The organism is Gemmatimonadota bacterium (genome assembly GCA_040882465.1).
GTDB lineage: Bacteria > Gemmatimonadota > Gemmatimonadetes > Longimicrobiales > Gaopeijiaceae > JBBEBG01.
This window is the reverse complement of sequence record JBBEBG010000025.1, coordinates 79,486-101,024: the sequence shown is the minus strand read 5'-3', so window position 1 is coordinate 101,024 and position 21,539 is coordinate 79,486. Positions and strand designations below refer to the sequence as shown.

General features: G+C 67.3%; 22 protein-coding genes and 1 tRNA gene. 4 read left to right on the top strand and 19 right to left on the bottom strand.

Annotated features, from left to right (window positions below; all coding sequences use genetic code 11):
- The 12 genes from WEG36_07855 to recA all read right to left on the bottom strand — a co-directional run bounded on the left by WEG36_07855 (nt 1) and on the right by recA (nt 13,030).
- Nucleotides 1–70 (bottom strand) — tRNA-Gln (locus tag WEG36_07855).
- 79 nt (nt 71–149) lie between these two features.
- A complete protein-coding gene (ispE, locus tag WEG36_07850) occupies nt 150–1,067 on the bottom strand; it encodes a 4-(cytidine 5'-diphospho)-2-C-methyl-D-erythritol kinase (GenBank protein ID MEX1257515.1) in 918 nt (305 codons plus the stop codon).
- Nucleotides 1,067–2,107 carry a lysylphosphatidylglycerol synthase transmembrane domain-containing protein gene (locus WEG36_07845; protein ID MEX1257514.1) on the bottom strand — a complete coding sequence of 347 codons (1,041 nt, stop codon included), beginning with the start codon at nt 2,105–2,107 and terminating at the stop codon, nt 1,067–1,069. The genes ispE and WEG36_07845 overlap by 1 nt, the downstream gene beginning before the upstream one ends.
- A 29-nt stretch (nt 2,108–2,136) precedes the next feature.
- The gene (locus WEG36_07840; protein ID MEX1257513.1) at nt 2,137–2,907 is read right to left on the bottom strand and encodes a pyridoxine 5'-phosphate synthase; all 771 of its coding nucleotides are present in this window, start codon (nt 2,905–2,907) and stop codon (nt 2,137–2,139) included.
- Nucleotides 2,904–3,767 carry a Rossmann-like and DUF2520 domain-containing protein gene (locus tag WEG36_07835; protein MEX1257512.1) on the bottom strand — a complete coding sequence of 288 codons (864 nt, stop codon included), beginning with the start codon at nt 3,765–3,767 and terminating at the stop codon, nt 2,904–2,906. Before WEG36_07835 ends, WEG36_07840 begins: the two co-directional genes overlap by 4 nt.
- Nucleotides 3,768–3,771: 4 nt before the next feature.
- On the bottom strand, nt 3,772–5,037 hold the full coding sequence (gene hflX / locus WEG36_07830) for a GTPase HflX (GenBank protein ID MEX1257511.1): 1,266 nt from the start codon (nt 5,035–5,037) through the stop codon (nt 3,772–3,774).
- Nucleotides 5,038–5,174: 137 nt separating this feature from the next.
- Nucleotides 5,175–6,614 carry a replication-associated recombination protein A gene (locus tag WEG36_07825; protein MEX1257510.1) on the bottom strand — a complete coding sequence of 480 codons (1,440 nt, stop codon included), beginning with the start codon at nt 6,612–6,614 and terminating at the stop codon, nt 5,175–5,177.
- Complete coding sequence (locus WEG36_07820) at nt 6,611–7,975, bottom strand: hypothetical protein (GenBank protein ID MEX1257509.1); 1,365 nt, start codon at nt 7,973–7,975, stop codon at nt 6,611–6,613. Before WEG36_07820 ends, WEG36_07825 begins: the two co-directional genes overlap by 4 nt.
- A 173-nt stretch (nt 7,976–8,148) precedes the next feature.
- A complete protein-coding gene (locus tag WEG36_07815) occupies nt 8,149–8,970 on the bottom strand; it encodes a CpsB/CapC family capsule biosynthesis tyrosine phosphatase (protein ID MEX1257508.1) in 822 nt (273 codons plus the stop codon).
- Entirely contained in the window at nt 8,967–9,266 is a 300-nt protein-coding gene (locus tag WEG36_07810; GenBank protein MEX1257507.1) for a hypothetical protein, read from the bottom strand. The genes WEG36_07815 and WEG36_07810 overlap by 4 nt, the downstream gene beginning before the upstream one ends.
- Nucleotides 9,263–11,926: an alanine--tRNA ligase gene (alaS, locus tag WEG36_07805; GenBank protein ID MEX1257506.1), complete on the bottom strand. Its 2,664-nt coding sequence runs from the start codon at nt 11,924–11,926 to the stop codon at nt 9,263–9,265. Before alaS ends, WEG36_07810 begins: the two co-directional genes overlap by 4 nt.
- A gap of 33 nt (nt 11,927–11,959) precedes the next feature.
- Nucleotides 11,960–13,030, bottom strand: coding sequence for a recombinase RecA (recA, locus tag WEG36_07800; GenBank protein MEX1257505.1), 1,071 nt, complete (start codon nt 13,028–13,030; stop codon nt 11,960–11,962).
- A 220-nt stretch (nt 13,031–13,250) separates the two neighbouring features.
- Between recA and WEG36_07795 the strand changes: the two genes are divergently transcribed.
- From WEG36_07795 to WEG36_07780, 4 genes are read left to right on the top strand one after another with little or no spacing between them, the layout of a single operon-like run.
- Nucleotides 13,251–14,078 (top strand): DUF547 domain-containing protein, encoded by an 828-nt coding sequence (locus WEG36_07795; protein ID MEX1257504.1) that lies wholly within the window; start codon nt 13,251–13,253, stop codon nt 14,076–14,078.
- Entirely contained in the window at nt 14,075–14,824 is a 750-nt protein-coding gene (locus WEG36_07790; GenBank protein ID MEX1257503.1) for a TIGR04283 family arsenosugar biosynthesis glycosyltransferase, read from the top strand. The genes WEG36_07795 and WEG36_07790 overlap by 4 nt, the downstream gene beginning before the upstream one ends.
- 4 nt (nt 14,825–14,828) lie before the next feature.
- Entirely contained in the window at nt 14,829–15,461 is a 633-nt protein-coding gene (locus WEG36_07785; protein MEX1257502.1) for a TIGR04282 family arsenosugar biosynthesis glycosyltransferase, read from the top strand.
- A gap of 4 nt (nt 15,462–15,465) precedes the next feature.
- Nucleotides 15,466–15,912, top strand: a complete 447-nt coding sequence (locus WEG36_07780; GenBank protein MEX1257501.1) for a hypothetical protein — start codon at nt 15,466–15,468, stop codon at nt 15,910–15,912.
- Nucleotides 15,913–16,013: 101 nt separating this feature from the next.
- Here the strand turns inward: WEG36_07780 and WEG36_07775 are convergent, their stop codons facing one another.
- From WEG36_07775 to WEG36_07745, 7 genes are read right to left on the bottom strand one after another with little or no spacing between them, the layout of a single operon-like run.
- Nucleotides 16,014–16,250, bottom strand: a complete 237-nt coding sequence (locus tag WEG36_07775; GenBank protein MEX1257500.1) for a CcmD family protein — start codon at nt 16,248–16,250, stop codon at nt 16,014–16,016.
- The gene (locus WEG36_07770) at nt 16,247–16,960 is read right to left on the bottom strand and encodes a cytochrome c biogenesis protein (GenBank protein MEX1257499.1); all 714 of its coding nucleotides are present in this window, start codon (nt 16,958–16,960) and stop codon (nt 16,247–16,249) included. Before WEG36_07770 ends, WEG36_07775 begins: the two co-directional genes overlap by 4 nt.
- Nucleotides 16,960–17,640, bottom strand: coding sequence for a heme exporter protein CcmB (locus tag WEG36_07765; protein MEX1257498.1), 681 nt, complete (start codon nt 17,638–17,640; stop codon nt 16,960–16,962). Before WEG36_07765 ends, WEG36_07770 begins: the two co-directional genes overlap by 1 nt.
- Nucleotides 17,637–18,359: an ABC transporter ATP-binding protein gene (locus WEG36_07760; protein MEX1257497.1), complete on the bottom strand. Its 723-nt coding sequence runs from the start codon at nt 18,357–18,359 to the stop codon at nt 17,637–17,639. Before WEG36_07760 ends, WEG36_07765 begins: the two co-directional genes overlap by 4 nt.
- Nucleotides 18,360–18,363: 4 nt before the next feature.
- Nucleotides 18,364–18,861, bottom strand: a complete 498-nt coding sequence (locus tag WEG36_07755) for a zinc-ribbon domain-containing protein (protein MEX1257496.1) — start codon at nt 18,859–18,861, stop codon at nt 18,364–18,366.
- Entirely contained in the window at nt 18,858–20,894 is a 2,037-nt protein-coding gene (locus WEG36_07750) for a heme lyase CcmF/NrfE family subunit (protein MEX1257495.1), read from the bottom strand. Before WEG36_07750 ends, WEG36_07755 begins: the two co-directional genes overlap by 4 nt.
- Entirely contained in the window at nt 20,891–21,400 is a 510-nt protein-coding gene (locus WEG36_07745; protein MEX1257494.1) for a cytochrome c maturation protein CcmE, read from the bottom strand. Before WEG36_07745 ends, WEG36_07750 begins: the two co-directional genes overlap by 4 nt.
- Nucleotides 21,401–21,539: the final 139 nt, after the last annotated feature.

The window sequence follows — 21,539 nt, the reverse complement described above, 5'->3', positions numbered from 1 at the left end:
TGGCCCGGGTGGATTCGAACCACCACCGCCGGTTCCAAAGACCGGTGTCCTGCCATTAGACGACGGGCCAGCGACAGACATTTGTTTACCCCGCGCGGGGACGCCGGTTCAATCGTAGCGCGGGCCTGGGGGGCGAAGCAAAGTGCCTCTCACATGGCGGTGTGGGTCAGGATGAGCCGAGCGCCGGGAAAGGCCGCCCCGACCCTTTCCGCGGCGCGCGTGGCGGCGCCCTCCTCCTCGAAGACGCCGAAGAGGGCCGACCCGCTTCCCGAGAGGAGCGCCGGCCTCGCTCCCCCCTCCAGGAGCACCTCTTTCAACTGTTCCAATTCGGGACGATGGGGAAAAAGGGCCGCTTCGAAGTCATTCCCGGCCACCCGCGCGACCCCCGCCCAATCTTCCGCGGAGGCGCGATCGGGTTCGGAACGTGGCGCGATCCGCTCCCCCGTCAGAATCCGATGCGCAGCAAGGACGCCGTAGGCCCACCCCGTGACGATTCCCGGAGCCGGAACCACGAGAAGGAGGGGGCGCCTGGGAAGCGGAGGGAGAGGGCTGATTTCGTCTCCGCGCCCGAGCCCGATCGCACGGGACGTCTCCGAGACGAAGAAGGGGACGTCCGCTCCAAGCTCCTTCGCCATCCGGACGAGTTCTTCCCGCGAAATAGGTGCCCCCAGGAGGGCGTTCACCCCGTGGAGGACCGCGGCCGCGTCCGATGAACCTCCGCCGAGCCCCGCGCCGTGCGGGATCGCCTTCTCGAGCCGGATCGAGATCCCGGGTGGACGCCCGCCACCAGCTTCGACGGCCCGGACGAGCCGGACCGCAGCACGCACGGCCAGGTTCTCCTCCGGCCGGCCGATCTCGCCGTCGGGGACCCCCCGGACCTCGAGCACGATCCCCGGCTGGTCGGTGAGGGCGATCTCGAGCGTGTCGGCCAGCTCCAGAGCCTGGAAGACGGTCTCGAGCCGGTGGTATCCGTCGCTCTCCCGCTCCAGGACCCTCAGTCGGAGGTTCACCTTCGCGGGCGCCCTTCCCTTCCAGACACCGGAATCGGTCGCGCTTCTTTCAGGCATCAACTCCCCAGCTCCCGGTCGAGCGCCTCCTCGACGGTCGCGCCGGCTTTCCCCAATTCCGAGAAGCTCATCCCGAGCCGCCCCGCGTACCAGAGCCCAAGGAGGGTCACGGGAAAAAACCCGCCGAGGTGGTACCCGAACGCAAAGGCCAGCGTGGAAGCCTCGCCGACCCCGTAGACCTCGTGCAGTCCGACGAGGGCGGCGGCGTGCCAGGTCCCGAAGTAGCCGGGCGCCGCCGGCACGGAGACCCCCACAGCCACGATCGCCTGCACGAAGAGGGCGGCGGCGAACCCACGGTCGATCCCGAAGGCGAGAAACCCCAGCCAAAAGGAAAGAGCGCTCCAACTCCAGATAACAAGTGACCAGGCAACAGCCGGTAGGACGAGGCCGGGCCGGCGAAGTGCGTCGAGACCTCCGAGAAAGGACTCCAGCACCTCGACCGCGGTACGGCCCACCTGTCCGGGGAGAAAACCGCTCAAGCCGCGCGCGAGACGGAGAAAGGTCGCGGGGAAGCTGAGGAGGAGGACCAACCCAGCGACAGCGACAGCGACGACGATCAGGAGGGCCGTGAGGGTCTCGCCGATGGGGCGGCCCACGACCGTTGCCTCGGCGGGAAAGGACGGATGGAGAACCGCCACGACGAGAAGGGCCAGGATCGCGACAGCGTCGAGGAACCGCTCCGCCACGAGGGAGCCCACCGCTCCACTGATCGACACGGGTTCCATGCGCGAAAACGCCCAAGCCCGCGCGAACTCCCCTACGCGTGCCGGAAGGACGTTGTTCGCCGCGAAGCCGATATTCACCGCGGCGAAGCGGTGTCCCAGGTGCGTCCCGCGGCGGATCGGGCGGAGGAGAACCTCCCAGCGCAACGCTCGCAGGAAAAATCCCGCGGTGGCCACGGCGACCGCGGCCGCGAGGAGCCACAAGTTCGCCCCCCTGACCTCGTGCCAGACGTCGGCCAGATCCACATCCCGCAGCGCCCACCAGATCAGGAGCGCGCTGATCGCGATGCCGAGGACCGCCTTCCAGTGTCTTTTCACCTCACCTCACGCCGCTCGTCGCCCGTCCCTCAAAAACCTATGGGTGGAAGCCAGACTCCAGGTTCGGGCACTCGGGCCGGCGCCTCGTCCACCAGGCCACGCATCTCCATGACCGCGCGCTCCATCCCGACGAGGATCGCACGGGACACGATGGAGTGCCCGATGTTCAGCTCCTCGATTTCGGGGAGAGCCGCGATCGGAAGCACGTTATGGTAGGTCAGGCCGTGGCCGGCATGAACCGCTATCCCGCGCTCGATGCCCAGTCGCGCGGCGTCCCTCAGCCGTTCGAGCTCCTGTCCCTTATCGCGGTCGCCGCGGGCGTTCGCGTACTCCCCCGTGTGGAGCTCGACCGCCTCGACCCCGACCCCCACCGCTTCACGGATCGCGTCGCCGGAAGGGTCCACGAAGAGCGATACCCTGATCCCATTCTCCCTCAGGCGTTCGGCGGCCCCGGCCACGGCCCGCCTCGTCCCCCGGTCGCCGAGATTGAGTCCTCCTTCCGTCGTGACTTCCTCCCGGCGCTCGGGGACCAGCGTCGCCTGCATCGGGCGAAGCTCACAAGCGATCGCGACGACATCTTCGTCCGCCGCGAGCTCGAGATTCACTCCGCTCCTCACGATCTCCATGAGAAGGCGCACGTCGCGGTCCTGAATGTGACGGCGATCCTCGCGAAGGTGCACGGTGATCCCGTCCGCACCCCCGAGCTCGGCGAGCATGGCGGCGCGAACGGGGTCCGGTTCGTCCGTTCCCCGCACCTGCCGCACGGTCGCGACGTGGTCGATGTTCACGTAGAGTCTCATGGCGCCCTCTCGAAGAGTTCGTCCAGCCGGGAGGCGGCTTCCTGAGGGATCCGGTCCCTCACCCACGCGAGCGTGCGGCGCCCGAGCGCCGCGTAGAGCGCCGCGTCCCGGGGGTCGAGCGTTCTCAGGTGGAGCTCGACGGTCTCCACGTCCCCGCGGAGGAGCGGCCCCGTGAGCGCGCCCTCGATCCCGAGTTCTTCCACGTTGTCCAGCGTCCCCCGCGCGAGCGCCGTGAGCGCCCGCTCCGCCTCCTCCCTCGTCGCACCCGCGTCCTGGAAAATGTCGGCGGCCTCGTGCAAGAGGGCGACGAGATAGTTCGACGCAAAAACGGCCGCCGCATGATACAGTGGGCGCCGAGTTGTGGGAACCGTGATCCCAGTCCCGCCGAGAAGGCCGATCAGCCGGCGTGCCGTCGCGAGCGCCGCGGGTTCCCCCGAGATCGCGAAGGCCGAACCGAAGAGGTGCTGGGCCCCCGAGATGGGATTCGCGATCGCCTGAAGGGGGTGGAAGGTGCCGACCTCATATCCCTGCGCGTGCAGGGGCGCGAGAGGATCGGCGCCCAGCGCGCCGGAGGTATGGAAGGCCGCGCACCCTCCGGGCGCCGGACCCCGGGCCGCGAGTGCCACGGCGAGTTCGGGGAGTACGGCGTCGGGCACGGTGAGGAAAACAGCCGATGTCCCCTCCGCGGGCCGTTCGAGCCCGTATTGGTAGCGCGCGACCCCTTGGTGGAAGAGGGGATGGGCCGGAGGCTCCGGGCGTCTCCCCTGATAAAGGAGATCCAGCTCCCCTACGGCCCGGGAAATGGCTTGCCCGAGGGCCAGGCCCACTCTCCCGGGCCCGATGAAGACGAGACGTTCCACGCCCTCAGGATCTCGCCATCACGACCTGCGGATCTCGGCGGAGCCTTCCGAGGAGCGGCTCGGGAAGCCGGGCGGTGAGCCGGATCCTCGTCCCCACTTCGTGCTGGGAGAGGACCTCCCCTTCTCGGTGGATCTCCGCGAGGAGGTCACCGGCGGCGACGGGAAACTCGAGCTCGACTCTCGGAAACCGCCCGCGGGCACGGGCGCGGAGTGCTTCGATGAGTGGAGCGAGCCCCTCCTTTTCGAGCGCCGAAGCGAAGACCGCTGGCGTGGGGTCGAAGGCCCGTACACGCTGGCGCAACGCCTCCTCTTCGGCGTGGATGAGCCGATCGACCTTATTGAAGACCAGAATCAGGGGACGATCTCCCAGGTCGAGCCCGGCCAGGACCTCGTCCACGACGCGGGCCTGCTCTTCCCAATCGGGGTGCGACGCGTCTATGACGTGGAGGAGGACGTCGGCCTCGCGCGCTTCCTCGAGCGTCGAGCGGAAGGACGCGACGAGGTGATGGGGGAGCTTGCGGATGAACCCGACGGTGTCGGTGACGAGCGCATGATACCCGGCACCGAGATCCACCTGGCGCGTCGCCGAATCGAGGGTGGCGAAGAGGCGATCCTCGACGAAGACATCGTCCCCTGAAAGGGTGCGCAGAATCGAAGACTTCCCGGCGTTCGTATATCCGACGAGCGCGACGCGGAACTCCCCGCCACGCCGCTTTCGCTGGGTCGCGCGGGCGGCCGCGACATCCTTGAGCTTCTTCTTCAGCTCGGAGATGCGTTTTCCGATCAGCCGGCGGTCCGTTTCGAGCTGTGTTTCACCGGGCCCCCGGAGCCCGATCCCCCCTCGAATTCGGGAAAGGTGGGTCCACATCCGCGCGAGCCGGGGAAGGAGATATTCGAGCTGCGCCAACTCCACCTGGAGCTTCGCTTCCCTGGTCTTCGCCCGTGACGCAAAGATGTCGAGGATCAGCTCGGAGCGGTCCATGACCCGGGCGTCGAGCGCGCGCTCGAGGTTCTTCGCCTGGTCGGGCTTGAGCTCGTCGTCGAAGATGACCAGATCCGCGCCCTCGGCCTGCACCAGGGTTCGGAGCTCGGTCACCTTCCCGCTACCGATATGGGTGTGAGGATTTGGCGCCTCCATCCTCTGAATCATCCGGCCAACGACCCGGCCGCCCGCGGTTTCCGTCAGGCGCTCGAGTTCCTCCATGTGTTCGCGGACGACCCGCTCTTCCATCTCCCTGGGGGGCGCACCCATGAGGATCGCCCGCTCCACGGGGGTTCGGTTGTCGAGAAGCTGCGTGGGAATGAGGAGGGCCCTCCTTGGCCGATCGGATCCTGTGCGATTGACGACCTCGCGCCCCGCGCTCTGTCGGCCGCGCGCGGCGCCCTTCCGCTCGTGATGTCCCCGTCCTACCCGGAATCCCCCCGATCGTGTCCTCCCGGTGATTCTGTTTCCACTTGCGGTGGCGCGGCACCCGGGCGGCGACGGGCCCACCACTCCAGCCGCTCGCGGATCGTTTTCTCGAATCCGAACTTCCCCGGTTCGTAGAAGCGCGTCCCCTCGAGCGCATCCGGGAGGTATCGCTGGAGCGCGACGCCGTCGGGCTCTTCCGGGTCGTAGCGGTAGTCGCTCCCATATCCCCACGCTTTCATCTCGGTGGTCGGCGCGTTACGGATGTGAAGGGGCACGGGCTCCGAAGCGGTGTCCGCGGCGGCCGCCATCGCGCGGCTCCACCCGACGTAGGTACGGTTCGACTTGGGCGCGGTCGCCAGGTAGACGGCCGCCTCCGCCAATGCGAGCTCCCCCTCGGGCGACCCGAGGAAGTGATAGGCCTGCCAGGCGGCGACCGCCACGGAGAGGGCGTTCGGATCCGCGACGCCGATGTCTTCGACCGCCATCCGGATCAACCGGCGCGCCAGATAGAGAGGGTCCTCGCCCCCTCGCACCATGCGGGCCAGCCAGTAGAGCGCGGCATCCGGATCGCTCCCGCGCACCGACTTGTGCAGCGCGGAGATGACGTTGTAATGCTCCTCCCCCCCTTTGTCGTATACGGCGAAGCGATGCTGTAGCGCGTCTTCCGCCACCGCCGGGGTGATGGCGCCTCCCGCGCCTGCGAGCTCCACCGCGGCCTCCAGGGCACCGAGCGCACGCCGCGCGTCTCCATCCGCGCCCCGCGCGAGAAGGGAGAGCGCCTCGGGGTCCGCGCTCACACCCGACGCGCCGAGCCCCCGTTCCCCATCCGCGAGCGCGTCCCCCAGGATCCCGAGGAGATCCGCCTCCGAAAGCGGCTCGAGAATGAAGACCGGAGCCCGGGACAGGAGCGGACGATTCACCTCGAAGGAGGGATTCTCGGTGGTCGCGCCGACGAGGATGACGGTGCCGTCCTCCACGTGCGGGAGAAAGGCGTCCTGCTGGCTCTTGTTGAAGCGGTGGATCTCGTCGCAGAAAAGAATCGTGCGCCGCCCGGTCGCGGCGAGGCGGGCCTTCGCCTCCGCGATGATCTCCCGCACCCTCCCGACGCCCTCCGTGACGGCGGAAAAAGAAACGAAGGCCGCGTCGGCTCGGTCGGCGAGGAGGCGGGCCAGTGTCGTTTTTCCGCTCCCTGGGGGCCCCCATAAGATGCAGCTCGAGAGCGGGCCTCCTTCGAGCATTCTCCGGAATGGCTTCCCGGATCCCAGGAGATGCGCCTGTCCGCGAAACTCCTCCATCCCGCGCGGGCGGATGCGTGCGGCGAGGGGAGCGTGGGCGTCCGGCGCGTCCCCTTCCCTCTCGGATGCGGAACGCACCTCGCCTCCTTCCCCGCCCTTCCCAGGGCGTCCCTCCCCGAAGAGCTCGAGCTCGTCGCTCATCCGCGCCTTCCGCCGGGAGATTTCCCTCGGGCCTCCAACCAGGCCACAGCTTCACCCTGGAGGTCGGCCGTGCGGTTTCGAACGGGGTCTTCCAGCACCTGGTCGAGGAGGTGGTCGAGGACCTCGCCGAAGTGGGGGCCGGGCGTATACCCCATGCGAATCAGGTCGCGGCCGGTGAGCGCGAGGTCGCTCAGTCCGAGCGGAACGCCGGACCGCGCGACGCCCCGCAGGCGCGTCCAGAGGGCCCGCAGGTGCCGGCGGGTCCGCGGACTCCCTTCCGGCTCGTCCGCCCGAACCTCCGCGCACCAGACGCGGAAAAGGGGGCGAAGCCTTTCCCGCCCCACGGCGGAAAGCCACCGCCGAAGCGTCGCGTCGTCGGCGCCGACGTCGGGGGGACGGGCCATCCAACGGGTCAGTTCGGCGAGCGCGGCGACCCGGGCGTTCGACGTTCGGAGACGTGTGAGGAGAGCCGCCGTGCGAAGAAACGCCCTGTCTCCGGCGGGCAACCCCCCGTCGCCGGCACCGGAGGGACCTTCCGGCTCTCCGATCCCTTCGAGGAGGGCGGCCCAGCGAAGCTCCGTTCGGATGGCGGGAAGCGCGTCCACGGTGCGGAGCGAATGCGCGAACCATCTTCCGTTCTCAGCGCGCGGATGCGTCACGAGCGCATCCAGCTCAGGATAGAGGAAAGCGAGAATTCCGGAAGCCGCGTAAAGGGCGAGTGCGCCCGAGGGGCGCACACTTCCAGCGAGAACCTTCTCGAGCTCTTCCCGGATACGCTCTGGGGAAAGGATTCCCGTTCGCCCCACGGCCGCCGTAAGCGCCCGCCAGGTGTCTCCCTCGATCTCCAGCCCGAAAGCGCCCGCGAACCTCAGGGCGCGGAGAACGCGAAGATAATCCTCCGAAAACCGTTCGGCGGGTCGGCCCACCGTGCGCAGGATCTTTCGCTCGAGGTCGGCTGCCCCATCGAAGGGGTCGTGCAGCACTTCGCGAAGCGGGTGCCAGGCGAGGGCATTGATGGTGAAGTCCCTGCGGGCCAGGTCTTCGTCGAGCGACTCCGCGAAGGCGACGACCGCATGGCGCCCGGTCGTCTCCACGTCACGGCGAAAGGTCGTTACCTCGTACATCGTCCCATCCCGCGCGAGGACCCCGACCGTCCCGTGGTCCATCCGGATCGGAACGGTCCGCCGAAAGATCCTCCGTACCTCACCCGGATGCGCGCGCGTGGCCAGATCCCAGTCGCCGCCCGCCCTTCCAGCGAGTGAGTCCCGCACTGCGCCCCCGACCGCCCAGGTCTCGAAGCCCGCCTCCTCCAGAGTCTGTGCGACCCACCGCACGGCCGCCGGAGCCTGGAGTCCTTTCACGGGGCCCCCATTAGTGTAGTGGAGCAGAAGTCCTGTGGCATTCGAGCGCCGCTGCATCCGCTCTGGGTGCGTTGCACCTCGCTCGCAATAGCTCTGCTATTCCTCGTCGGTGCGCCTTGCCAGAGCGGCGCATCAGCGCTCTCGGTGCTGAACAGGACTTCTGCTCCACTACACTAGGTCCGGAAGAGCGACCACAGACGGGCGAGGAACCCGCGGTCCCCTTCGACCGGGGGCACGGCAAGAGTCTCCTCTCCCCTCGCGATTCGTCGGGGATTTGTTTCGGTGAGAAGTTCCCACGCGGGCTCGGCGTCGAGTTCCGCAAAGATCTCCCGGACCTCCTCGATGAAGAGTCCGAGGGCGGGGCGTCCGTGAAAGTCGGTCGAAAGGCAGTCCACCCACCCCGCTTCGAGGAGGTGAAAGGCGCGCGCGCGCACCTGGGGACCATACCGGCCCACGAGAGACCCGTAGTTCATTTGGAGAAGCGCCCCCTCTTCCCGCCACAAAGAGATCACCGTCAGGGCCTCGTCGTAACCGGCATACCGCTCGGGGTGTGCGATGAGCGCGTGGACCTCCTGCTCTCGAATCGCGCGGAGGACCGCGGACGTCGCGGGAGGGATCTGGAGCCGCGGCCACTCGATCAGCGCGAAGGTCGTCCCCGCGAGGCGAACTCCCGGGTTCGACAGATCCACGTCAGGGCGGTCGAGCATGATCTCGCACCCCCTTTCCAGGCTCACGCCGGGAAAGCTCTCCTCGGCCGCAGCCGCCAGGTCGGCGAAGGACGCGTCGAGGACGTGGAGCCGTTCCCCGAGCCGTTTGGAGTCCCGCGTCAGGCTTCCGTCCAGGTGCGGTGTGGTGACGATCGAGGTCACCCCGGCCTCGACCATGCGACCGATCCCCTCGAGGGCGTCCTCGACACTCGCTGCCCCGTCGTCCACTCCGGGGACGAGGTGGGAATGGAGGTCGGCGAGTCCGGGAGGTGAATCCCCGGGCCTCACTCCCGCGCTCCCTCCGCTATCCCGGACAACGTCGCCAGGAGTGCACTCCAAGCCCGCTCGGGGTCGGTGCTGGACGCGAGATCCTCCACCACGTAAGTGAGAAGGCCGTCCGCCGCCAGGAGGGCAAGCGCCCCTTCCCGGTCCCGCCCCGGACGACGAAGCGCCTCCCGCAGGGCTCGCAGCGCGGCCGCCGTCAGCTCATTGACACCCGCGTCTCCCGGCGCTCCGCCGAAATGGGACATCCACGCCGCCACTTCGGCGGGAGGCGGCGGCTCGCGCCTCACCCACTCGCTCACGGCGCAACGCCCGCGAGGAGCTGTCGCAGCACGGCCTCGCCGGCCTGGAGCGCCTCGTCCACTTTTCCTGGATCCTCGACACCCCCTTGGGCCATGTGTGCCTTGCCGCCGCCGCGTCCCCCCGCCACGGCGGCGATCTCGCGGACGAGCGCCCCCGCCTTCACTCCACGCCCCACGAGGTCGTCCGTCACGAACACAAAAAGGCTCGGCTTCCCGTCGGGCGACTCGGTCGCGAGCGCGGCCACAGCCAGGGCGGCCTCGGCACGGAAGGCGTCCCCGAAATTGCGGGCGTCGTCCGCGTCGCGCACTCGCATCCGTACCCCCTGATATCGGACCGTCGTCCCGTTCGCGAGGGGAACCGTGGCCTCGTGAACGATCGTGCCCGAAGCGCCGCCCCCGATTCGCGCCTCCGCGAGAAGGCCGGTGAGGGAGTCCCGCTCCGCCACGAGCTCGTCCACCCTTCTGGACACGGCGTCCGGCGTCGTGCGGAGCTTGTCGGCGAGCTTCGCCAGCTCCGCCTCCGCTCCCTTGAGCCGGGAATACGCCAGCGGCCCCGTGACCGCCTCGATTCGGCGCACTCCCGCAGCCACGCCCCCTTCCCGCGTGATCGTGAAGAGGCCGATCTCTCCCGTGTGGCGGAGGTGGGTGCCTCCGCAGAGCTCGCGGCTGACACCGGGAATCTCCACGACGCGCACCTCGTCGCCGTACTTTTCGCCGAAAAGGGCCATCGCTCCGCTCGCGAGCGCCTCATCCTTCGAGGTGATCCGCCACCGCACGCCCCGGTCTTCCCAAACGCGCCGGTTCACCTCTTCTTCGACCGCCGCGAGCTGGAGAGAGGTGAGTGGCTCCGGGTGAGAGAAGTCGAAGCGAAGCCGGTCCGGAGCGACGAGCGATCCGCGCTGCGTGACGTGCTCCCCGAGAATCCCCCGCAACGCGGCATGCAGGAGGTGCGTCGCGGTGTGATTCCGTTCGGTATCGTGGCGCACACCGTCCGCCACCGAAGCTCGCGCCGGGAAGGGCTCCCCGATGCCGCCGGGAAGCTCGCCCTCCACCCGACCAAAAATCGCGTTTCGCCCTTCCACCTTGCGGACATCTTCTACGTCGAGCCGCCACCCGGCGCCTTCGACCACCCCCCGGTCGGAGACCTGCCCGCCCGCCTCCGCGTAGAAGGGGTTTTCTCGAAGGATCATCCCCACCCTTTCGCCTTCGGCGAGCACCGCGACCACCGTGGTTGCCGCGTCTTTGGCCTCCCAGCCTATCCACGCCTGCGGCGCAGTCCGATCGAGGAGGGTCCAGGACTGGAGGCCGGCGATCCGCTCCATCTCCTGCCCGGACTCGGCCCGGTCCGCCCGGCTCCGCGCGCGTTGCGACTCGAGTGCCGTCTCGAATCCGGCTTCGTCCACCGCGTACCCGCGTTCCCGGGCCATGACCTCCGTGAGGTCCAGCGGAAAGCCGAAAGTGTCGTAAAGTCGGAACGCCTCGTCTCCTGAAATCACTTTTCCCCCGCGAGACCCTCCCACGGGGGCGACCTGATCGAAGCGCGCCATCCCCCCTTCGATCGTCGCGAAGAAACGCTCTTCTTCCTGACGCGTGGTGCGAAGCAGGTGATCCTTCCGGTCCCGGAGCTCCGGGTAGACGTCGCTCATCGTGCGCACGACCTCTTCCACCACCTCCGTCAGGACGGGCTCGCGCATGTCCAGAAGCCAGGCGTGGCGCACCCCTCTCCGGAGAATGCGGCGGAGGACGTAGCCTCTCCCCTCGTTCGAAGGAAAAACCCCGTCTGTCAGGAGGAAGGCCACCGCCCTCGCGTGATCCGCCAGGACCCGGTAGCTCACACCCGATGGCGCCTGTGGTTCGTAGGGCCGTCCCACGACATCCGCCACCCGATCGAGAAGTGGGCGGAAGAGGTCCGTGTGGTAGTTCGAGTCGGCGCCCTGGAGAACCGCCGCGAGCCGTTCCAGCCCCGCACCAGTATCGATGGAAGGGGCGGGGAGGGGGTGCAGCTCACCCGCGGCGTCCCGGTCGTATTGCATGAAGACGAGGTTCCAGAGCTCGAGGAAGGACCCCTCGTCTCCGAGCGCCTCGAACTCCTCCCGGGTTGGCACTCCCCCCGCCGAAGGCGGGCGGAGATCGTAGTGGAGCTCAGAACAGGGGCCGCACGGACCCGTGTCCGCCATTTGCCAGAAGTTGTCCCGGTCCCCGAGGCGGAAGATTCGCGACGCATCGAGCCCCGCGATCTCCTGCCAGAGCTGGAATGCTTCGTCGTCCGATTGGTGCACGGTGACGAAGATCCGCCCGGGGTCGAGCGCCAGCTCGGAGGTGAGGAACTCCCACCCGAAGTGGATGGCGTCACGCTTGAAGTAGTCGCCGAAGGAAAAATTTCCGAGCATCTCGAAGAAGGTGTGATGGCGCGCGGTCACGCCCACCTGCTCGAGATCGTTGTGTTTTCCCCCCGCGCGCACGCACTTCTGGGCGGTGACGGCGCGCCGGTACGACCGCCGCTCGTCCCCGAGGAAGACCCGCTTGAACTGAACCATCCCCGCGTTGGTGAAGAGGAGGGTCGGGTCGTCCGCCGGAACGAGCGAGGCGCTCGCCACGCGCTCGTGCCCCTTCCCCTCGAAATAGGCGAGGAAGCGCGCTCGAATCTCCGCTGCGGTCATAAACAGGAGTATAACTCCGGCGGGGCGCCGGACTCACCCCCCTGCGCCGTCCTCCAGACCGTCATCCCCGCCGCCGGTTCCCCCGTTCCCCTTGAGCGCACCCGGGAGCTCGAGGGCCTCGCGAAGCTTCCGGTCGAGCTCGCCGGCGACGTCCGGATTCTCGATGAGGAACTGGCGCGCGTTTTCCTTCCCCTGTCCCAATCGCAATTCCCCGTAGGAGTACCAGGCTCCCGACTTCTGGACGAGATCCAGCTCGGAACCAAGGTCGATGAGAAGACTCGTGTGTGAGATCCCCTCGTTGTACATGATGTCGAACTCGGCCTGCTTGAAGGGGGGCGCGCACTTGTTCTTGACGACCTTCACCCGGGTCCGGTTCCCCACGATATCCTGCCCGTCCTTGATCGCGCCTATCCGGCGAATGTCGAGGCGGAGCGAAGCGTAGAATTTGAGCGCCCGCCCTCCGGAGGTCGTCTCCGGATTCCCGAACATGACGCCCACCTTCTCGCGGATCTGATTCGTGAAGACAACCGCCGTATGGGAGCGGTTCACGGCGCCGGTCAGCTTTCGGAGCGCCTGGCTCATGAGCCGCGCCTGGAGCCCGACATGGGTGTCTCCCATCTCCCCCTCGATCTCCGCCCTCGGCACGAGCGCCGCCACCGAGTCGATGACCACCACGTCCACCGCGTTCGACCGGATCAGCACCTCTGCTATCTCGAGCGCCTGCTCCCCCGTGTCCGGTTGGGAAACGAGAAGATTGTCCACGTCCACACCCAACTTCTTCGCATATTGGATGTCGAGCGCGTGCTCCGCGTCCACGAAGGCGGCGACACCGCCCGCGCGCTGGGCGTTCGCGATGACATGGAGGCAGAGCGTCGTCTTCCCTGACGACTCCGGTCCATAGACCTCCGACATGCGGCCCCTCGGAATCCCGCCGATCCCGATCGCGGCATCGAGATTCACCGCACCCGTGGAAATCGCCTCGATCTGAAGGCGGGCCCCGTCCACCATCCGCATGATCGCGCCTTTCCCATAGGCGCGTTCGATCTGGCTTAGCGCCGTGGCCAAGTCCTTCTTTTTCTGCTCGCTCAGCTCCACCGTCGGCATCGCCGTCTCCCTTCCCTCATGGTCCACCCGCCCCCGCTTCCGGCCGGAAAATAGAAAACCCGAAGATAAAGCGAAAGGGGGGGGCTCGCCCCATTCCGGGGTCTCCGGCCCGACCCCCAATCAGCGCAAAGGTACGCGGCGGCCCGGGCCGTCCAAATGCCCGAATGGGACAAAAGCGATCCGAGGGAACCGATTCCCGGGCGCTCGGGTTGAGAGAGACATGAAGTTCCCCCACCTCGCCCCCGCGATTTTCGCCGCCGGAACTCTCTGGACGGTCGCCCCCTCCGCTCCCGTCCACGCCCAGGAGCTTCCCGACCACACCCCCTTTACCCGGGTCCTCGAACAGGTCGTGGTGGGTCAGCACGTGGACTATCAGAAGCTCGCCGGACTCCGACGCGACCTGGACCGGTACATCGTCTCGCTCGGAAACACGCCGGCTGCGGCCCTCGAAAGCGCACCCACGCACGATCGTCTCGCTTTCTGGATCAACGCGTACAACGCTTGCATGCTGAAGATCGTCCTCGATCACTATCCGATTCGCAGGGGAGGCGCCGGAATCTTCGCCGCGATCCGCAACTGGTTTGCAGGGTACCCGGCCAACTCGGTCTGGCAGATCGCGGACGTGTTCGGGCGAAAGCACTGTCCCGTCGCGGGGGCCCCGCGTTCGCAGGACGAGATCGAACACGAGATCATCCGGCCGGCCTTCCAGGACCCTCGCATCCATTTCGCGGTGAATTGCGCGGCGCGGAGCTGTCCCATTCTCTGGCCGGAGGCGTACGAGGGCGCACGGCTCGACGCCCAGCTCGAGCGATCCGTCCGCGCCCTCGTGACCAACCCCGAGCACTTTCGCATCGAGCCCGGACCGCCGGCGACTCTCCACCTGAACAAGGTCCTCGATTGGTACCAGGACGACTTTGGCGGCCTCGTCGGCGTGAAGGCCTTCTTGGCCGATTACGTCGGTGAAGCGGATCGCGTGCGCCTCCTCCGGAGCGATACTTCCGTGAGCTTCTTCGAGTACGACTGGACCCTGAACGACGTCGCTCGGTGATCGGCCCGGACCGCGCTTCGCCCGCACCGCTCGGCGTCGTGATTCCCACGCTCGACGAGGAGGAGGACCTCCCGCTCCTCCTCGCCGACCTGAGAGCGCTCCGGTTGCCGACCGAGATCGTCATCGCGGACGGTGGGTCCCGGGACGCCACGCTCGTGATCGTCGAGCGATGGGAGCTCCGGATCGTGCAAACCTTGGCGGGAAGAGCGCGCCAGATGAACGCGGGGGCGCTCCGCCTCTCCACCCCCTGGCTCCTCTTTCTTCACGCGGATTCGCGGCTTCCCCCCTCCACGATCGACGCGTTGGAAGCCTGGCTGGCGAAGGCGCCGAAGGACGGCGCCGCTTACTTCGGATTTCGCTTTGCCGCCAAGGGACCCTGGTGGCGAATCATCGAGTGGGGACAGAGGATTCGTGAGCGCCTCACCGGACTTGCCTACGGAGACCAGGGGCTCCTTCTTTCGCGCGCACGCTACGACGCGCTCGGCGGAATCCCCGACCTCCCCCTCATGGAGGACGTAGAGGCGGTGCGTCGCCTTCGGAGGACGGGAGGCATTGCCCGCATCAATGCCCCGATCCTGACGAGCCCACGCAGGTATCGCGAGGAAGGTCCCTTCCTCGGATGGATCCGCAACGCGGCACTCATCTCCCTCTACGCCGTGGGACTGCCACCCCGGTTCCTCGCCCGCTGGTACCGCCCTCGCAGGTGGGTCGAAGGCGCCAAGGTCGCCGCGGGCCCGACTTCCTGACCCGATGAGACCCTCCACGGCACGGCGCATTCTCCTCGTCTTTGCGAAGGCGCCCGAACCGGGCCGCGTGAAGACTCGCCTCGCCCGCACCTTGGGAGAGGAAGAGGCCGCGAGAATCTATCGCGCCCTCGGGAGCCGGGTCGTGGACGGGGTTCGGGGAGGGCCGTATCGAACCGTCATTTATCACGATCCTCCGGGGGCTCGCGACCTGTTCGCGGAATGGTTTGGAGGGGAGGGGCTCGAGTTCGAGGCGCAGCCCGAAGGAGACCTGGGAAGTCGCCTCGCCGAAGGATTTCGGTGGGGCTTCCTCGAGGGAGACCTCGTCTGCGCCATCGGCACCGACGCTCCCGGAGTGGACCGCGACCGGGTCGAAGAGGCCTTCGGGGCCCTGTCGTCGGAGATCGGCCCGGCCCTGGCTCTTGGACCCGCCACGGACGGCGGGTACTATCTCGTCGCCCTGAATCGCCGGATCCCCGAGATCTTCTCGGGGATCCCCTGGAGCACGAGCGGGGTCTTGAAGGCGAGCCTCGCGCGCGCGGCGGCGTTGGGGGTCCGGACGACGCTCCTCCCGCCGCTCGCGGACGTGGACCGCCCCGAGGACGTACCGGAAGAGTTCAGACACCCTTCGCCACACTGAAACCATGTCGGAAAACCCTCTTCCTCCCGTGCGCCGCGCGCGGGTCCGCTGCAACCGGGTGGATGTCCAGGACTCGCGAAATTCGCGGTGCCGCGTCGAGGTGGAAGTGGAATGGTTGGGGGGTCCCGCCTTCGTCGGGATCGGCCAGGGGAATGCGACCCCTCAGGGGCATGCCCTCGCCGGAGCGGAGGCAGCCCTTCAGGCTGTCGTGCTGGCCGCCAGCGCCGCTCTCGAATTGGAGCTCCGAGGGACCCGTCTCGTGCGCGCCTTCGATTCCCTCCTTGTCATCGTCGCCGTCCGCGCCCGCATCCTGGAGCAACGCGTGGATCTCATCGGCGCGACGGTGGCACCGGGCGACGACGTCACGCGGGGTGCCGTCCTCTCCTTCCTCGACGCCACCAACCGCCTCCTCGAGCGGTACGCGAATCCGGCCAACGACTCCGAGGCCTGAGCGAAGTCTTCGCGGGACCGTGGGGCCCCGTCCCGATCTTCGGGCTCCCCGCGCATCGGGGACGTATCCCTCGCGCTTCTACGCTCTCCTCAGGGCTCTCCTCAGGGCTTGAGTCGCTCCTCGACGCGGCGGATCCGCTTCAGGATCGAGAGGAGCCAGCCGAAGAGCAGAATCCAGGCGATCGCGTACGCGATGAAGATGTGCCAGAAGTCTTCCATCTGCGGCACGGGCTGCACCGCGGACTGAGCGGCCGCAGGCTGGGCGAAGGCGACCGTCAGCGCGGCCAGAAGGACGACGAGGGCGCCACCCCACCTCACAACGATCGAACGAAGCTTCATGCTCTCGATTCTCCTTCCGAAACCAGGACCGAGGGGGAGGCGCGGGCGACTCGCTCTTCCAGCTGCGCCGCGGTATACCTCAGCAACACGAGTGAAAGAAATAAGAAGATCCATGCCGCGAACGCTGTGAAGAGCACCGTCTCGATCTCCGGATCGGCGAAGGAGCCCGCGGCATTTAAGACGACGGGCTCGGGGTGCGTCCCTCCCCACCAGAGAACGCTGACGTGGATGAGCGGAATGAGCGCCGCGCCAACGATTCCGACGACTGCCGCGAATTTTTTTCCGAGCTCCGGGTTCTCCGTCGCTCCCCTGGCGAGGTGATACCCGAGGTACACGAACCACAAGAGTGCGGTCAGCGTCAGCCTGGGGTCCGGGGTCCACCACACGCCCCATTGCAGCCTCGCCCAGAGAGGCCCCGTCGTGAGCACGATCGTGGTGAACACGAGGCCGCCCTCCGCCGCCGCGTGCGCGAGCTGATCCGCCTTCTCTTCGCGCAGCCAGAGGTACACGACGCTGCAGACCGCAACCATGCCGAAGGCGAGGAACGCGACCCAGGCGGCGGGAACGTGGATGTAGTAGATCCGCTGGGCGATCCGGAACCCGAGCACGTCGGGAACCCAGAAAAAGACGAGCCAGTGGAAGAGAAGCGTCAGAGCGACGCCCAGCGCCCCGAACGTCAGTGCCGCGATCCGGGTCTTTTGGAGCGACATCAATCCTCCACGACGTAGCGAAAAAGGCCGACGCCCGCCGTCAGCGACACAAGGGCATAGGCCGAGATCATTCGTAAGTTGCCATTCACCTCGCTCGAGGGAAAGCCCGCGAGGAGGGTCGCCGTAGCGTCGGCGCCGAAGATCACCAGGGGTGCCAGGAGGGGGAAGATGAGGACGGGAAGGAGGGTGCTCCCCATGCGTGTGCCGGCGGTGATCCCACCGAAGAGCGTGCCCAACGCCGTGAAGCCCAGGAGCCCCAGTCCTAGCACGAGCGCGAGGGCCCCGGGACTCTGCGTGAAGTCCACGCGGAAGAGGAGCGCGATCGTGGCTACCGTCAGCGCCAGAGTCACGCTCAGAAGAACCGCGTTCGCGACCACCTTCCCCAGGTAAATGGCATCCCGAGGCACGGGAGCGACGAGAAGGCCCTCCAGCCCTCCGTCTTCCTTCTCCAGCTCGAAGGTCCTCCCCAGGCCCAGCAGGCCGGCGAGGATCACGATCAACCAGATGAGGACCGCCGCGATCTCACGAGGGTCGAACTGCGTTCGGTCGATGCCAAAGTCGAAGAGTACGGCGGTCAGGACGACGAACGCGCCCATCGAAGCGAAGCGCTCGCGGGTCCGAAGCTCGACCCTCAGATCCTTGGCCGCGATGGCCCAGACCTGTCGGAGGTAGTGGCTCACCCGACTCCCGCCCCCCGCTCGACGACTCCGCGGTAAAACGCTTCCTCCTCTCCGGTGGGGATCTCCGAACGGGCGCCGAGGAAGGCGAAGCGCCCCTCCACCTGAATCGCCACCCGGTCCGCGAGTGCGAGGCCATCCGAGAGTGAGTGGGTCACGAGCACCACGGTGCGCCGTCCGTCCTTCAGCCGGCTGAGGACCTCCCGAAGGAGCGCCGACGCATGCACGTCGAGCCCGGTGAAGGGCTCGTCGAGGAGGACGAGAGATGGATCGTGGAGGAGCGTGCGCGCCAGAGCAAGGCGTTGACGCATGCCGCGGGAGAAGTCTCGAACCCTCCGGTCCCGGTGCGGCGCGAGCCCGACTTCCTCAAGCCGTACGTCCACCCTCTCGGCAAGCCCCGGGAGACCGTACAGCCGCCCGTAAAAGTCGAGATTCTCCCGTGCGCTCAGGGGGCCGTAGAGGAAGGTGCGGTGAGAGAGGACCCCGATCTCCCGGCGCCAAGCGGTCTCTCCCAAATTCCGCGGCTCCCCCCGGAATCTGATCTCCCCGGCTTGGGGCCGGAGCGCACCGCCGAGCATGCCGAGCAGGGTCGTTTTTCCCGCCCCGTTCGGACCGAGAAGTGTGAGGAGCTCCCCTTCCCCCAACGAGAAGGAGATGTCGTCCACGGCGCGTATCGGGCCGTAGGATCGCGCCAGCCCCTGCGCCTCCAGGACGGCGGCCAACTTCCTACGCGCCTCCCGCCGAGCTGTGCACCTGTGGGAGGGCCGAGCCGCAGTCCCCGCAGAAGCGGCTCCCGCGGGAATTGGGGTGGCCGCAGTGCGGACAGACCATGCCCTCGCGAATGGAAGCTCGGAGCGCGGCGATCTCCGCCTCCACGTTCTCGGATCCCATGGGAGCCGCCGCCTCGCCTGAAGGCTGCGCCCCGCCGGCCTCGCGCGCCCCCGCCTGCGCGACCCATTCCGCCTCCTCGGAGTCGAGCGCCTGGAGCGCCTCGGAGGAGATCTCTCGCTTGAGCCTCAGGTAGTCGGATTCGTCAAGCTTCCCGGCATGGAAATCGTACTCCACGTCGCGCAATGCGAGAAGCGCGATCCGCTTCCGATGCTGCGTCTCCGTGAGCTCGTCCACGTCCCGATTCATCGGCGCCCACTCCCCCACGACCACGGGGTACAGGACGAAGAACACCACCGCGATGGCGAGAATAACCGCGGGGATGAGGACGCTCATCCCACCGCGGCGGGCACGGGGGCTGGAGCGATACGCCTCGTGGGGACCCCGGCGCCAGGCCAGAGCGCAATCAGGGTTCCCACGACGAGGATGAGGCCCCCGTACCAGATCCAGGGGACGAGGGGATTCACGAGGACCCGGAAGGTCGCGCGCTGGAGCGCGGCGTCGTTCAGGTCGAAAAGACTCGCCGCATTTTCCGAAACTTCCGCGACGATCACGTAGAGGTCCTCGAGGAGGAAGTGTTCGATCCCGACCTGCGTCGTCCTCTGCGGCGGCGCCCGGACGAGTTGGATCTCCGACGTCATGGATCCGAGATCGCGCCCGTCGCGGCTCACCGAGAAGAGTGCGACGATCTGATCCATGTTCGGAGCGCGGTGCGTCGAGAGCCCCTGGTAGACCAGCGCATACTCGTGCCCCATTGCGGAGGCGATCGTGAGCGTCTCTCCGGGAGCCAGGTTCTGCGTGACCTCCTCGTCGTAGGCGGTACCCGCGAAGCCCATGAACATCACGACCACGCCGACGTGCACGATGTAACCGCCCCACCGCTGGCGATTCCGCCTCACGAGGTGCACGAAGGCCGTTCCCATCCCCTCCTCCTCGATGCGCGCGCGTGCCCGCGTCCCCTTCACGAACTCGATCGCGATAATCGCGAGGACGAAGGTGCCGATCGCGAAGGTGAGGAGGGCATAGGCGTGCCGGACGCCCATCGCGAACAGGATCGCTCCGATGCCCACTCCCACTCCCAGCGGAAGGACGAAGTTGCGCTGGAGGTTTCGCACGCTCGCCTTACGCCAGGCGATGACCGGGCCGATCCCCATGAGCGCGAGCAGGGCGAGACCGATCGGGATGTTCACACGGTTGAAAAATGGGGCACCGATCGCCACGCGGAACTCCGCGAAACCCTCGGTGATCAGGGGAAACATCATTCCCCAGATGACCGCGAAGGCGATCCCGAGGAGGACGAGGTTGTTCAGGAGGAACGCCGCCTCCCTCGAGACGAGGGACTCGAATTGGCGCTCGCTCTGGAGGAGGGGGAGCCGCCAGAGAATGAGGATGAGCCCGACGCCGCCCACCAGCCCCATGAACCCGAGGAAGATCCAGGCGATCGTGATGTTCTGCGCGAAGGAGTGCACCGACTCGATCAGCCCCGACCGCGTGAGGAAGGTCGCGAAGATCGTCATGAGGTAGGTGAGGAGCACGAGTCCCATGTTCCACACCTTCAGCATCCCTCGATTTTCCTGGATCATCACGGAGTGGAGGAAGGCCGTCGCCACCAGCCAGGGGAGGAGCGAGGCGTTTTCGACGGGGTCCCAAAACCAGTATCCGCCCCATCCCAGCTCCTCGTAGGCCCACCGCATTCCGAAGATGATCCCCAGGGCGAGGAAGAGCCAGCTCGTCAGCACCCACTTTCGGGTGAGCTGGATCCAGCGCGCGTCCAGTCTCCCGGTGAGGAGCGCGGACATCCCGAAGGCGAAGGGGACGGTGAAGGAGGTGAACCCCAGGTAGAGCGTCGGGGGGTGGATCGTCATCCAGTAGTTCTGGAGCTGCACGTTCAGCCCACGCCCATCCGCCGGGGTGAACCCGAGCTGCTCGAAGGGCGAGGTGACGAAGATCCCGAGCACGAGAAAAAAGGAGATCACCGCGAGGAGGATGCCGTTTACGTACGGCATCAGCTCTCGGTTCTTCTTCCGGTTGACCCAGACCGCGATCGACGAGAAGAGGGCGAGGTTCAGCGCCCAGAAGATGATGGAGCCGTCCTGCCCCGCCCAGAGCCCCGCGACCTTGAAATAGGTCATGAGGTTCCGACTCGAATAGTTATAGACGTATGCGTACTCGAAGCGGTCTTGCAGAAAGGCCGTGATGATCCCGGCCGAGGCCAGCGCGATGAGGAAGAAGACGGCGTAGGTGCTGCGTTCGCCGGAGAGGACCAGGTCGCCGCGGGAACTCTTCCCTCCGAGGAAGGCGAGGACGCTTCCCCAGAGTGCGATGGGCAGGGCGATCCAGAGTGCGAATTCGCCCAGCTCGGGGATCACCCGTCCACCTTTCCCTCAGTCGAGGCAATCCGTTGGTCCGGCAACGCGCCGGGAGACCCGGCCGAAGGCACCTCGGAACCAGGCGCTTCGGGAACGGCTTCGTAGCGGCTCCCACACTTGGTCAGGACTTCAGTCGCCTCGAAGATCCCGTCTTCGCGCAACCGCCCTTCCATCACGACTTCGGTCAGCATCGCCTGGTCGTCTGAAAAGGTGTCGGGAAGCGGGTGAGGAAACTCCACGACGATCCGGATCGATTCGTCGGTGGGATCCACGACGATGAACTGGTGCTTCAGCTCTCCGGAAGCCTGCGAATGGCTCCCCGGAAGGACGTGGCCGCTCACACGGATTCCCCGGCCGGAGTCCTCCGGATTCAATTCGAGGTTCGCGAAGAGCTCGGCGGGGGTCACGGCATAGGTCATGGTCGCAGCGATCCCCGTCCACACCAGATAGATGACGACGGCGGCCACCCCGATCAGACCGACGAAAAACCTGCGATCCTTCCGCATGGGATGCTCCGGAAAGAAGTCAGCGCACACCCACAACATAGTATTTCCCCACGCAGGGACGAAAGATCCGAAGGGAGCCCCTTGGCGTCGCGTGCCGCCGCGGAGATTCCCGCCCCCAAGCGGGGTCTCGTCCCCGGCG